Raw genomic sequence first — 11,752 nt, 5'->3', positions numbered from 1 at the left:
AGGACACTGAACAATGACTACCGAGGACAAGCGAGGGGGCACGCGAGAGTACGACCGCGAAGCGATCGACACGCTGATCGCGAACGGCTGCGTGATCACGATGGACCCGCAGCGGCGCGTGATCGAGAACGGCGCGGTCGCGGTCAAGGGCGAGCGCATCGTCGCCGTGGGCGGCACCGATGAACTGCAGGCGCGTTACCGTGCCGCGCGCACGATCGATGCGCGCCGCAAGGCCGTGCTGCCGGGCCTGATCGATGCGCATGCGCACGCGGGCCACGCGATGCTGCGCACGATCGGCGGCGCGGACGGCGATGCGTGGTCGGCCGCGGCCGAGACGATCTACACGCGCGCGTCCGACGAGGCGTTCTGGGAGGCCGAATCGCATCTCGCCGCGCTCGAACGCCTGAAGGCCGGCGTGACGACCGGCGTGTCGCTGCTCGGCGGCGGCAATTCGATCATGCGCGTCGACGATCCGGTCTACGCGCGGCGCCATTGCGACGCGGTCGTGCGCACCGGTACGCGCTCGATCGTCGCGGTCGGCCCGTCGCGGCCGCCCGCGCCGCGTGCCTATACGCGCCACACGCCGGAGGGCCGCGACACGCGCGACATCGGTTTCGACACGATGTTCGACGTATGCGAGCGCATCGTCGACGAGTGCCACGGCGATGCCGACGGCCGGATCCGCATCGCGCTCACGCTGCCCGTGTACGGGCCCGAACACGATCCCGAGCTTGCGCGGTACGAGCACGACTTCCGCGACCAGGCCGCACGCTACGGCGCGCTCGCACGCGAGCGCGGGCTGACGTTCACGCAGGACGGCCACCGCGCGGGCACGCTCGCGTTCGCGCATCGCGAGCTCGGCTTGCTCGGCCCGACGTCGTTCATGTCGCACAGCATCGACCTGACCGACGACGACATCGCGGCGTGCGTCGAGACGGGCACTGCGATCGTCCACAACCCGAGCGCGATCATGTCGATCATCGGGCGCTGCCCGGTGCCCGAGCTGATCGATGCGGGCGTGACGGTGGCGATCGCGTCGGACGGTGCGGCGCCCGATCGCGGCTACGACATGTTCCGCCACATGTGGCAGTGCATGCATTACCACCGCCGGCATTTCCGCGACCCGGACGTGCTGCCGCACGGCAAGGTGCTGGAGATGGTGACGATCGACGCGGCGAAGGCGCTGTCGATCGAGCACGAGGCCGGTTCGCTCGAAGCCGGCAAGCTCGCCGACATCATCCTCGTCGACCTGTTCCGGCCGCACATGATGCCGATGAACATGCCCGTGTATCGCGTGACGTGCTTCGCGAACGCGGCCGACGTGTGCATGACGATGGTGGGCGGACGGGTGCTGATGGAGGATCGGCGCGTGTTGTCGGTCGACGAGAACGCGGTGCTCGAACGGGTGAACGAAGTCGCGGCAATCACGATCGAGCGCAGCGGGTTGCGTCATTTGCTCGAGGAGCCGAAGACGCTGTGGGGGCGCAGCCGCTATTGAGCGGGCAGGTGGGCGTTGTCGTGCGGTGGCGGGCCGGCGTGGCCGGCCTGTTCGTTCGGCAACGCCGCCGAATCGTTGGCGATGCCCTGGTTGGCCGACTCCAGTGTGGTTGGAATAACGACCGCATGGAATCTGCGCCATCGAGAGCGATCGTTGGCCTACTTCGTTCGCGACCGATAGAGCGTCGGCCAGTCGCCTCCTTGAACGCCGCCACACGTTTTCTGCTGCGACACAGTCGACATCCGGAACGCATGGCCGTCCCAGATCCAGCTGGCCTGAAAGCCGCAATCGGCCAGCCCGCGTCCCTTGCCGAAGGTGGACAGCGTGCCGGTAGCCGGGTCGAAGTCCGGTTCGACCAGTGAAGGGTCTGAAAAGCCCCCTTCAGGAATCGGCAGCTTGACGGGCTCCGGTTTTCCGCCGCCGATACGCGGGGCGATGAACACATCCGACGAACCCTGGTAGGCGCCCATGATGCATGGAAGAAACACGAGCGCGTTGTGCTTGTCGAGTGCATACGCTGCTTCATGGAGATAGCGCGACGCATTCTCCTCGCAACTGCTGGCATCCCGGATTCGTTTCGCGCGCGCGATCAGGTGTTCTTCTTCTTGATCGGACAACTGCGACGTGATCTTCCGCTTCGGTACGACGGGCAGTGACGGAGCAGGTGTGACCTGCGACGCAGGGGCAGGCCCCTTGCGGATCAACGCGGTAGTTCCCCCGATGCGCCCTTGCCGGTCATCGATACGCAGCAGCGCGGCGACCATGCCATCGAGCGGAACATAAGCGTCTGCATCCTCGCCGAACTGAAGCTTCGTGCCGTTGCGAAGCGGTGAGACGAAGGCCGCCACGGCTGCCGGTCGCGTGGTCGACAAAGTCGCTATCCCGTCGTCGAATTTCTCGCTCCAGGCCGAGTCGTCCAGCCGCAGCGGCGCGTCGTCGACGCGCAGGTCATCGAGATTGATGCTGGTGTTGGTGGCGACGCTCAGCCGTACCGTGAGCGCGCCGTTCGGCCCGGCTGAGCGAATGAAGCGCAAGTCTGCGCCGGTCTCGCCACCGTTCGCGAGACCCTTCGCCTCGCAGGTCAAACCGTTGTCGCAGGCGACCAGCCATGACTTGTAGGTGTCGTAGCTGGGCGCGCCGGGTTCCCGGGCAGGTGCCGCGCTGGCGGCGAGCGACGTGGCCGCGGTGGCGAAAAGCGCGACGAGCGCCGTGCCCACCGCAATGGCGCGAGTCTTCATGTGCTTCCACGGAGTTGAGGATGACGTGAATCGTAACGCAAGCGATGCGCCGGAAATGAAAGCATCCCGGAGTGGTGCTGCCTGGGTCGACGCGAAGGTCGAATCGCTTTACGCACGTGCGCCTGACCATTTTTCGTTCCGGTTGCGTCGCAAACCCCGGATACCGTTCGATTGATTGCAACGCGCCGGCATGCCCGCGCCGGGGCCGGTTGTAACATGCGTGGTGGTGAATCGGAGCAACCCTGACGGAGCAATCACATGGAGCCGGTAGGTATCTATGCTTCTGTATCGATTGGCAGGACACAGTTGAGCCGATTCTATGCCGACTGGGGTGATGCGCTGATCGACGATGTTCGATGCATCCTGGGCATCAAGCCGGGGCTGCAGCCGGACAGTCAGGGCGGATTCGTGGATCCGGCAACCGGGTGGTATCACCATCCCGGCAACAAGCTGGTCATCCGGTATGACGCGGACACGGCGACGCTGTTCTATTTCTACCAGCTTGAATTGCGCGATCCGGACAGCATGGCCGGCGTTCCATCCTTTCAGGCATTCACCCGCATTGCGGGGTATCGGGACGAAGCCGATGCGGACTATGTCGCGTTCTCGCCGAGTGCGCCGAATTTTCTGAGCGACCGGCTCTGGCGTGTCCATCAATTCATGCATGACGGGCTGCGCACGATTGAGATCGATGCATTTCCGGGCGATCGACAGCGCGAGATGGACAGGTTGTCCTGGCAATACTACTGGGGGCCGATCGAAGCGATGTTCCAGAGGGCGGACCGACGCGAGGACGTTTCCTATTTCAATCACTTCTTTCCGCAGCATTGCCTTGATCGGCAGCTTCTGTCCTTGCTGAATGTCGACATGCCTATCGACGATCCGCGAATGACGCCGGCGCCTTATCCGCGCGGTTACTGAAGGCGCGTCAATCGCACCGCGTCTCGATCCACCGCCTCAGCGCCGATAGATGAATTCCAGATCGGTCGATTCCCCGACCTTGAAATCGTACGTACCGACACGCGTGAACCCTGCCTTCTCATAGAAGGCAATCGCCTTCGCGTTGCCGGACCACACGCCAAGCCATACCGGGCCGGGCCGCTCCGTTGCCAGATAGTCCAGTGCGGAGTCGAACAGGGCTCGCCCGGCGCCGGTTCCTTGCGTACCGCGCCGAAGGTAGATCTGATGGATCTCGCCCGAACCTTCTGCGACGTCCGGGTGCGGGAGCTTGCACGGCCCCGCGTGCGCATAGCCTACCAGCGTGCCGTCGTCGCTTTCAGCAACCCATGTGCGGCATTCGGGATCGTTGAGCTGGCCCGTGATCGTTTCTACCGAGTAGGTTCGAGCCTCGTACGCAGCCAGGTCGTTCGGTGGGTAGTCGATGCCGAACCCGTCCTGAAGAAAGGTTTCGCGAAACGTGTCGCGCTTCAATTCGGCAAGCGGGATGGCATCGGACAGGGTTGCAACGCGGATCAACATGAAGGATGGCTCGGTTCGTCGGTCGGGCAGACAGTTTAGCCCGGGTGACGTCGGGCTCGCGAGCATCCGGTCGACCCGCGTGTACGGCGTGTGAAAGGTTGGGGGGAGCCTGACCGTCTCGGCGATCCGCACCACACGCTCCGTGGCCATGTCGATGACGAAGACGGTGGTTGACCTTCGGCGGACATGCTAGGATTTTCCGCAAACAACCTCGGAGACTGCCATGCCGTTCATCTGCGAAAACGTTGAATGCCGCGCCGTGCTCGCTCGCGGGCAGGTCAGGCCCCGTCAGGAGGACGCGGGCTGGTGCTTCTACTGCCCGGACTGCAAAGCCAGGAACGAGTTGATGTACGTCGACACGGCCGGCGGTGCTGTCGAACTGATTCAGCCGGAGCGCGCGAGCCCGCCGCACAAGGTGGTGGCGACGGCTCGACCGCTTGAGGATGGCAAGTACGCAGCGCAGCTGAGCGTTCAGCGGGCGCTTGCCGTGAAGGGGACGTATGCGGCCGAGGAACACTGGGATCAGCTCGGTGTGTTCGGCGACGCGCAGGAAGCCGTCGAGCATGCGAGGTCTTTCGCGACGGATTTGTTGCAGCGAGCGGCGTAGTCGATATCGTTCGGTTAACGAAGAAGAGGCGTGCGCATTCATGCGTGACGCCTCTTCGTGTTGTCCGCTACGCGTCCGTCAGTTGTAGATATCGAACGAGAAATACTTCTTCGCGATCCGCTGGTACGTCCCGTCCTGGATCAGGCTCGCAAGCGCCTGGTTGATCTGCGTACGCAGCGCGTCGTCATCCTTGCGCACGCCGATCGCGGAACCCACGCCGAGCGTCTTCGGGTCGTGCAGCGGCGGCCCCGCGAATTCGAAGTTCGCGCCCTTCGCGGTTTTCAGGAAACCGAGGTCGGCCTGCACCGACGATTGCAGCGATGCATCGAGCCGTCCCGACAGCAGGTCCTGGTAGACGAGATCCTGCGTCTGGTACGTGCGGACGATCACGCCCTTCGGCTCCCAGTACGTGCGCGCGTAAGTCTCCTGCGTCGAACCCTGCTCGACGCCGACGCTCTTGCCCCGCAGCGATTCGGGCGTCGGCTGCAGGTTCGAGCCGCGCCGCGCGACGAGCCGGGGCGGAACGTTGTTGATCTTGTCGGTGAATGCGATCTGCGCGAGGCGCTTCTCGGTCACGCTCATCGACGACAGCACGCCGTCGAACTTGCGCGCCTTCAGCGCCGGGATCATCCCGTCGAACGCGTTCTCGACCCACACGCAGCGCACCTTCATCCGTTCGCAGATCGCATTGCCGAGATCGATGTCGAAACCGACGAGCTTGCCGTCGGGCGCGAGCGATTCGAACGGCGCATAACTGGGGTCGACGCCGAGGCGCAGGACTGCCGGGTCCTTCGCGGCGGCGGCGCCTGCCGTCAGCGCGAGCGCAATGGCGAGAACGAGCTTTTTCATGATTGTCTCCAATACCGGTCGATGTTGTATGTGGTGAAGCGAACTGGCGGCCGACAGGCGTGACTGCCCGCGCCCGGCCACGCGCGGGCGGCTGGACGCTTTGCCGGAAGCGGCCGGCGAAGCGTCCGGATTCGAAAGGAGGCTTTAGCGGGCGGCGCCGGTGAGGCGCGCCATGCTGTGCCGGTAGCCGGCGGGCGAGAACGCGGCGTTCAGCGCGGCCATCGCGGCGATCACGCCGAGATGCATCCACCAGGCGGTCGCGAAGCCGCCGCCCGCGTCGCGCAGCCAGCCGATCAGCCAGGGGCTCGCCGCGACGGTCAGGAAGCCGATGCCCTGCACGAACGCGGCGAGCGCGCCCGCGAGCCGCGCATCGGGCAGGTGGTCGAGCGTGACGATCAGGCTCATCGAGAAGAAACCGCCGAGACCGAGGCCGACGCATGCGACCCAGAACCACGGCGCGAACGCGGGCAGCTTCGCGAACCCGGCGAAGCCGGCCGCCTGCAGCGCGAGCGTGAGCCACAGCACGGCGCGGCGGTCGGGCGAACCTTTGGCGAGCAGCGGCATCGCGAGCGCGCCGGTCGCCTGGAACAGCGCCATCCACGCGAGCAGGTTGCCGCTCGCTTGCGGGCTCATGCCGATGCTGCGGTAGAACGCGGGCAGCCATGCGACGAGGCTGGCGTAGCCGCTGTTGCTGAGCCCGAAGAACAGCGCGAGCTGCCACGCGCGCGGAATGCGGGCGAACGCGGCGCGCGGCGCTGTCGCGGCCGTCGCGTGCACGGTGTCGCGCGGTGCCTTCGCGCGCCATAGCGCGAGCGTGACGAGCGCGGGCACGGCCCACACGGCGAGCGCGAGATGCCAGCCGCCGTGCGCGGCGAGCCACGGGCTCGCGACCGCGCCGAAGGCGCCGCCGCCCACCAGCGCGGCCGAATAGAGGCCCATCGCGAGCGGCAGCCGGCCGGCGAACCAGCGCTTCGCGAGGCCGGGCACGAGCGCCTGGATCACGGCGACGCCGGCGCCCGCGACGATGGCGGTCGCGATCAGGCCGGCGCTGCCGTCCGTCCACAGGCGCGCCGTGCAGCCTGCCGCGATCAGCGCCAGCGCGACGGTCAGCGCACGCTGCTCGCCGACGCGTCGCGCGAGCCCGACACCGACTCCGGCGACGACCCCCATCAGCACGAACGGCAGCGTGGTCAGCAGCGCGGCCGCGCGAAAGCCGAGGCCGGTGTCGGCGCGCACGACGTCGAGCACGGGGCCGAACGCGGTCAGGAACGGACGCAGGTTGAGGCCGGCCAGCACCAGCAGCGCGAGCGCGCCATAGGACACGGAAGCCGCATGCGGGCGGCGGACAGCTTGCGCGGTGCCGGGGTCGGACATCGGGATGCTCCAGGGAGGGGCCGGTGGCCCTGTGATGCGATGCCGAAAGGGTAAGCGCGCGCTACGCCAGGTGAAAATTAAATATTCGACTGGGAATCAGTGCGGAATGCGATGGCCAGGCGGAGTGGGCTTGCCGTCGGTCATCGAGGCTCGATTGGCTTTGGCGTTGGAGGTGTTGCCCGTCAGAACCCGGGATCGCTGCCCCGAGGCTGACAATCGACGCGCCGATAGTGACGGCGCGTCGCACAATCAAGGAGATTCGTCGTTTGTTGAAGAGGGCGATTGTTACGCGAATCGCTAAATTTCGTATTTCTCGCGGGCCGCGACAAGCGCCCGAATGCGCGCGCGATCGTCTGCCGTCTCCGGCGTAAAGATCACGAGCGTCTGGTCGGGCCGGCCGCTCACGGCGAACGCCGAGTATTCGAGCGCGATTCGCCCGACGGCAGGATGGTGGATCTCCTTGGTCCCTTCCTCGTGCGAGCGGATATCGTGGTCGCGCCACAGCGCGTCGAACTCGGCGCTCGTCGCGCGCATCTCGTCCACGAATGCCTGCACGGCCTGCGTCGCGCCGCCGCGCGCGACGTCGGCGCGAAACGCGCCCACCGCGAACTGCGCGACGCGTGCCCAATTCGCTTGCACGCCGCGCACGTGCGGATCGACGAAGATGAGCCGCAGGATGTTGCGCCGTTCCGGCGATAGCGTCGCGTAGTCGGTCAGCGTCGCGGCCGCCGCGTTGTTCCACGCGACGACGTCCCACGTCGCCGAGCGCACGATCGCGGGGCTCGCGTCGAGCGAATCGAGCACGTGCTGCACGCGCGGCGACACGTGGTCGGTCGCGTGATAGCGCACCTCCGGCGGATGGCCGACACCGATCAGGAACAGGTGCTCGCGTTCGGCGTCGTTCAGCAGCAGCGCGCGGGCGAGCCGGTCGAGCACGTCGGCTGACGGCGCGCCGCCGCGCCCCTGTTCGAGCCACGTGTACCACGCGGCACTCACATGCGCGCGCTGCGCGACTTCCTCGCGCCGCAGGCCCGGCGTGCGGCGCCGCGTGGCCGGCAGCCCGAGCGCGGCGGGGTCGAGTTTCTCGCGGCGGTCCCGCAGGTACGCGCCGAGCAGGTTGTCGGGGGCGTCAGCCATATCCTGTTAGTTCGTTTACCGGTAAACCGTCACAACTTCACCGCGAGCGGCCGTCGACAGATAGTAAGCCTCCATGCCATCCGGAGGTACTGAACATGCGTGTCTTTGTTACTGGAGCGTCGGGATTCGTCGGCTCTGCCGTGGTTGCCGAACTCGTGGCCGCCGGGCACTCGGTGCTCGGTCTCGCGCGGTCCGACGCGGCCGCCGCGTCGGTTGCGGCGGCGGGGGCCGACGTCCATCGCGGGTCGCTGGAGGATCTCGACAGCCTCACGCGCGGCGCCGAAGCCGCCGATGCGGTGATCCACACGGGATTCAATCACGACTTCTCGCGCTTCGCGCAGAACTGCGAACTCGACCGTCGCGCAATCGAGACGATCGGCGCGGCACTCGCGGGCTCGGCGCGGCCGCTGGTCGTCACGTCGGGCCTCGCGCTCGTCGCGCCAGGGCGTGCGGCGACGGAAGACGATCCGCACGTGCCGGTGTCGTCGGTCTATCCGCGTGCGTCGGAAGCGGCAGCGGTCGCCCTGGAGGCGAGCGGCGTGCACGCATCGGTCGTGCGTCTGCCGCCGTCGGTGCACGGCGACGGCGATCACGCCTTCGTGCCGCGCCTGATCGCGTTCGCGAGGGAGAAGGGGGTATCGGCCTTCGTCGGCGATGGCGGCAACCGCTGGCCTGCCGTGCACCGGCTCGATGCGGCGCGCGTGTACCGGCTCGCGGTCGAACGCGGCGCGGCCGGCGCGCGTTATCACGCGGTCGACGATACGGGCGTGCCGTTCCGCGACATCGCGGACGTGATCGGCCGGCGGCTCGACGTGCCGGTCGTCGCGAAAACGGCGGCCGAAGCCGGCGAGCACTTCGGCTGGTTCGCGATGTTCGCGGGGATGGATGCGCCGGCAACGAGCGAGCGCACGCGCGCATCGCTCGGCTGGGCACCGACGCAGCCGGGGCTGCTGGCCGATATCGACCGGCCGCAGTATTTCGAAGGCTGAGCCGGCGGCGGTCGTGCGGCCGCTTGCAACGGCCGCGCCCGCCGCCCGCGTGACCCCTTTCAGACCGCGACGACGATCTTCCCGACCTGCGCGCCGGCTTCCCTGTATCGATGCGCGTGCACGATGTCGTCGAACGCGCATGTGCAATCGATCAGCGGCTTCAGCATGCGCGGCCGCCCGCCGGGTCGCGCGTCATTCGACCGGATGCAGATCCTGAAGCAGTGTCGGCACGAGCTCCGACACGGTCGGATGGATGTGCATCGCGCGGCTGATCGTCGTGTACGGCGCGCCCGCGGCCATCACGTCGAGCATCCCGTGCACGACTTCATCGCCCGTCACGCCGAGGATCGTCGCGCCGAGGATCGCATGGTTGTCCGCGTCGACGATCACCTTCATGAACCCCAGGCTTTCGCCTTTTTCCACCGCGCGGCCGACACGTGTCATCGGGCGCGTGCCGACGAGCAGCCGGCGGCCCGTCTGCTTCGCTTCCGCGAGCGTCATGCCGACGCGGCCGAGCGGCGGATCGACATACATCGCGTACGCCGTGATGCGGTCGGACACCTTGCGCGGGTCGTTATCGAGCAGGTTGGCCGCGACGATCTCGTAGTCGTTGTATGCGGTATGCGTGAACGCGCCGCGCCCGTTGCAGTCGCCGAGCGCCCAGATGCCGGGCACGTTCGTGCGCAACTGCTCGTCGACTTCGATATAACCGCGTGCATCGGTCGCGACGCCCGCACGGTCGAGCCCGAGATCGTCGGTATTCGGCACGCGTCCGACCGCGAGCAGCAGGTGCGAGCCCGCGACTTCGCGGCCGCCGCCCGCGCAGTCGAGGCCGACCGCAATGCCGTCGCCGTCGCGCCGTGCGCTCAGGCAGGTCGCATCGAGCTGCACGTCGATCCCTTCGCCTTGGAGGATCTCGCGCACGGCCTGCGACACGTCCTCGTCCTCGCGGCGGATCAGGCGCGGGCCCTTCTCGACGATCGTGACCCGCGACCCGAAGCGGCGATACATCTGGCCGAATTCGAGTCCGACGTAGCTGCCGCCGACGATCACGAGGTGCGCGGGCAGGAAATCGACGTCCATCATCGTCGAGTTGGTCAGGTACGGCACCGTGTCGAGGCCCGGCATCGCGGGCACCTGCGCGCGCCCGCCGACGTTGATGAAGATGCGTTCCGCCTCGAGCAGCGCGTCGCCCACGCGCACCGCATCGGCGCGCTCGAAGCGGGCGTGACCCTGAAACACGGTGGTGTTCGCGAGCCCGCGCACCCATTGCTCGACGCCGTGGTTCGAGCGGCCGGAGATCTGGTCCTTGCGCGCCTTCACGGCTTTCATGTCGACGGTGACGGGGCCGCCGACCGACACGCCGTATTCGGCGGCCCGCCGCGCGAGGTGCGCGGCGTATGCGCTCGCGATCAGCGTCTTGGTCGGGATGCAGCCGGTGTTCACGCAGGTGCCGCCGAAGCGGCCGCGCTCGATGATCGCGACCTTCATTCCGGCGGCGGACAGCCGCGCGGCGAGTGGCGGCCCGGCTTGCCCGGTGCCGATGACGATCGCGTCGAAGTGTTGCGTCATGACGTCCTCCTGTGCGGGTGCAGCGAGGGAACGCGTGCGGGCGAGCCGCGTGCGAGGCCGGCGCACGGTCGCGCGACGGCGAGCGCCTATGGTAGTCCTGTTGGCGTGCGCTCGCGAGCGCCGGCGGGGCGAACGCGGCGGCGCGTGCCCGGGCCCGGCCGTACCCGCGCCGGCCGGTGTGCGATGCAAGCGGTCGCGACGCGTTGCGCCGGCCGCGTCAGTCCTTGCGTTGCCACTGACCGAACGACACCGGCCGGTGCGCGTCGGCGCGCGTGACGGTGACGTGATCGGGCTGGTCGTCGAGCGGAAACGATTCGGTGACGATCCGGTTCGAAAACACCCAGCCATGCGTGTGCGGGTCGTAGCGGAACGTCACGTAGTCGGTCCAGTGCTGTCCGCACGCGACGAAGTTCTGCACGGTGAAATAGCGGCCTTTCACCGCGAAGCCGTTGTCGGCGGCATCGTCCGGATCGAACGGATCGCACTGGCCGCCTTCGTTCGCGCGCAGCACGACCTGGTCGTTGCGCGCGGCGAGCCGGAACGCGTGGTCGGCCTGCTCCTCGAAGATCAGCAGCGGGCGCGGCGACGGTTGCTCGCGCGTATCGACCGCCCGGTGCACGACGACGAGGAAGCTGTGCCGTCCGTTGTCGAGATCCGGCCCGGCTTGCGCGAGCAGCGGCTGGTAGCCGGCAGGCAGCTGCGCGGCGATCGACTTCGGCAGGTCGGCCGCGCGGGCGTCGGGCGAAAGCACGGCGAGCAGCGAGGCGAGCACGATGGGCAGGTGGAAAACGCGCATGACGGGGTGTCCGGTCGAAAAGAGGAAGAGGGTGGCCGATCGCGCGGGGCGACAACTTCCGCCCGCGAAACGCGGTGCCCGGCACCGGATTGAACGCGACGGGCGGCGCGGATCTCGATCATGGCGGTCGGCGCGACTGACGGGAAAGAGGGCCAGCATAGCAGCGCAAGGCGGCTTTCGGCCATGCGCGAAGCGTGCCAGAATCGACGGCTC

Annotated in this window: 11 protein-coding genes and 1 pseudogene; 4 read left to right on the top strand and 8 right to left on the bottom strand. The window is 67.6% G+C overall.

Annotation, left to right across the window (positions count from 1 at the left end; genetic code table 11):
• The first annotated feature begins 13 nt into the window (after positions 1–13).
• Positions 14–1,498 (top strand): amidohydrolase family protein, encoded by a 1,485-nt coding sequence (locus E9536_RS04460; RefSeq protein WP_136469349.1) that lies wholly within the window; start codon positions 14–16, stop codon positions 1,496–1,498.
• Positions 1,499–1,656: 158 nt separating this feature from the next.
• Here E9536_RS04460 and E9536_RS04455 read toward each other — a convergent pair whose 3' ends face one another.
• Entirely contained in the window at positions 1,657–2,736 is a 1,080-nt protein-coding gene (locus E9536_RS04455) for a DUF1176 domain-containing protein (RefSeq protein WP_136469348.1), read from the bottom strand.
• 258 nt (positions 2,737–2,994) lie between these two features.
• Here E9536_RS04455 and E9536_RS04450 point away from each other — a divergent pair, with 258 nt between their 5' ends.
• On the top strand, positions 2,995–3,657 hold the full coding sequence (locus tag E9536_RS04450) for a hypothetical protein (RefSeq protein ID WP_136469347.1): 663 nt from the start codon (positions 2,995–2,997) through the stop codon (positions 3,655–3,657).
• Positions 3,658–3,693: 36 nt separating this feature from the next.
• On the opposite strand, the gene E9536_RS04445 is transcribed toward E9536_RS04450, so the two are convergent.
• Entirely contained in the window at positions 3,694–4,215 is a 522-nt protein-coding gene (locus E9536_RS04445) for a GNAT family N-acetyltransferase (RefSeq protein WP_059687671.1), read from the bottom strand.
• Positions 4,216–4,438: 223 nt separating this feature from the next.
• Between E9536_RS04445 and E9536_RS04440 the strand changes: the two genes are divergently transcribed.
• Positions 4,439–4,822, top strand: a complete 384-nt coding sequence (locus E9536_RS04440; protein WP_027790859.1) for a hypothetical protein — start codon at positions 4,439–4,441, stop codon at positions 4,820–4,822.
• Positions 4,823–4,900: 78 nt separating this feature from the next.
• Here E9536_RS04440 and E9536_RS04435 read toward each other — a convergent pair whose 3' ends face one another.
• The 3 genes from E9536_RS04435 to E9536_RS04425 form a co-directional block, all read right to left on the bottom strand.
• On the bottom strand, positions 4,901–5,671 hold the full coding sequence (locus E9536_RS04435) for an ABC transporter substrate-binding protein (protein WP_027790860.1): 771 nt from the start codon (positions 5,669–5,671) through the stop codon (positions 4,901–4,903).
• 144 nt (positions 5,672–5,815) lie between these two features.
• Positions 5,816–7,045 (bottom strand): cyanate transporter, encoded by a 1,230-nt coding sequence (locus E9536_RS04430; RefSeq protein ID WP_136469346.1) that lies wholly within the window; start codon positions 7,043–7,045, stop codon positions 5,816–5,818.
• 297 nt (positions 7,046–7,342) lie between these two features.
• Positions 7,343–8,182, bottom strand: a complete 840-nt coding sequence (locus tag E9536_RS04425) for a helix-turn-helix transcriptional regulator (RefSeq protein ID WP_027790862.1) — start codon at positions 8,180–8,182, stop codon at positions 7,343–7,345.
• Positions 8,183–8,277: 95 nt separating this feature from the next.
• On the opposite strand from E9536_RS04425, the gene E9536_RS04420 reads away from it, so the two are divergent.
• On the top strand, positions 8,278–9,171 hold the full coding sequence (locus E9536_RS04420; RefSeq protein ID WP_136469345.1) for an SDR family oxidoreductase: 894 nt from the start codon (positions 8,278–8,280) through the stop codon (positions 9,169–9,171).
• 59 nt (positions 9,172–9,230) lie between these two features.
• Here the strand turns inward: E9536_RS04420 and E9536_RS04415 are convergent.
• From E9536_RS04415 to E9536_RS04405, 3 genes and pseudogenes are all read right to left on the bottom strand, one after another.
• Positions 9,231–9,335, bottom strand: a pseudogene (locus tag E9536_RS04415) (zinc-binding dehydrogenase); the annotation flags it as partial.
• A 28-nt stretch (positions 9,336–9,363) separates the two neighbouring features.
• Positions 9,364–10,743 (bottom strand): FAD-containing oxidoreductase, encoded by a 1,380-nt coding sequence (locus E9536_RS04410; RefSeq protein WP_136469343.1) that lies wholly within the window; start codon positions 10,741–10,743, stop codon positions 9,364–9,366.
• Between the two features lie 217 nt (positions 10,744–10,960).
• On the bottom strand, positions 10,961–11,539 hold the full coding sequence (locus tag E9536_RS04405) for a hypothetical protein (RefSeq protein WP_111939090.1): 579 nt from the start codon (positions 11,537–11,539) through the stop codon (positions 10,961–10,963).
• Between the last annotated feature and the right edge of the window lie 213 nt (positions 11,540–11,752).

This window comes from Burkholderia sp. LS-044, from assembly GCF_004803625.1.
Lineage (GTDB): Bacteria > Pseudomonadota > Gammaproteobacteria > Burkholderiales > Burkholderiaceae > Burkholderia > Burkholderia cepacia.
Note: the sequence above shows the minus strand (reverse complement) of the source record. Positions and strands in the feature narration are given on the sequence as shown.

Excerpts from the sequence above, each read along its gene's own strand:
- E9536_RS04460 (WP_136469349.1), top strand. The coding sequence starts at position 14 with ATGACTACCGAGGACAAGCGAGGGGGCACGCGAGAGTACGACCGCGAA.
- E9536_RS04455 (WP_136469348.1), bottom strand. The coding sequence starts at position 2,736 with ATGAAGACTCGCGCCATTGCGGTGGGCACGGCGCTCGTCGCGCTTTTC.
- E9536_RS04450 (WP_136469347.1), top strand. The coding sequence starts at position 2,995 with ATGGAGCCGGTAGGTATCTATGCTTCTGTATCGATTGGCAGGACACAG.
- E9536_RS04445 (WP_059687671.1), bottom strand. The coding sequence starts at position 4,215 with ATGTTGATCCGCGTTGCAACCCTGTCCGATGCCATCCCGCTTGCCGAA.
- E9536_RS04440 (WP_027790859.1), top strand. The coding sequence starts at position 4,439 with ATGCCGTTCATCTGCGAAAACGTTGAATGCCGCGCCGTGCTCGCTCGC.
- E9536_RS04435 (WP_027790860.1), bottom strand. The coding sequence starts at position 5,671 with ATGAAAAAGCTCGTTCTCGCCATTGCGCTCGCGCTGACGGCAGGCGCC.
- E9536_RS04430 (WP_136469346.1), bottom strand. The coding sequence starts at position 7,045 with ATGTCCGACCCCGGCACCGCGCAAGCTGTCCGCCGCCCGCATGCGGCT.
- E9536_RS04425 (WP_027790862.1), bottom strand. The coding sequence starts at position 8,182 with ATGGCTGACGCCCCCGACAACCTGCTCGGCGCGTACCTGCGGGACCGC.
- E9536_RS04420 (WP_136469345.1), top strand. The coding sequence starts at position 8,278 with ATGCGTGTCTTTGTTACTGGAGCGTCGGGATTCGTCGGCTCTGCCGTG.
- E9536_RS04410 (WP_136469343.1), bottom strand. The coding sequence starts at position 10,743 with ATGACGCAACACTTCGACGCGATCGTCATCGGCACCGGGCAAGCCGGG.
- E9536_RS04405 (WP_111939090.1), bottom strand. The coding sequence starts at position 11,539 with ATGCGCGTTTTCCACCTGCCCATCGTGCTCGCCTCGCTGCTCGCCGTG.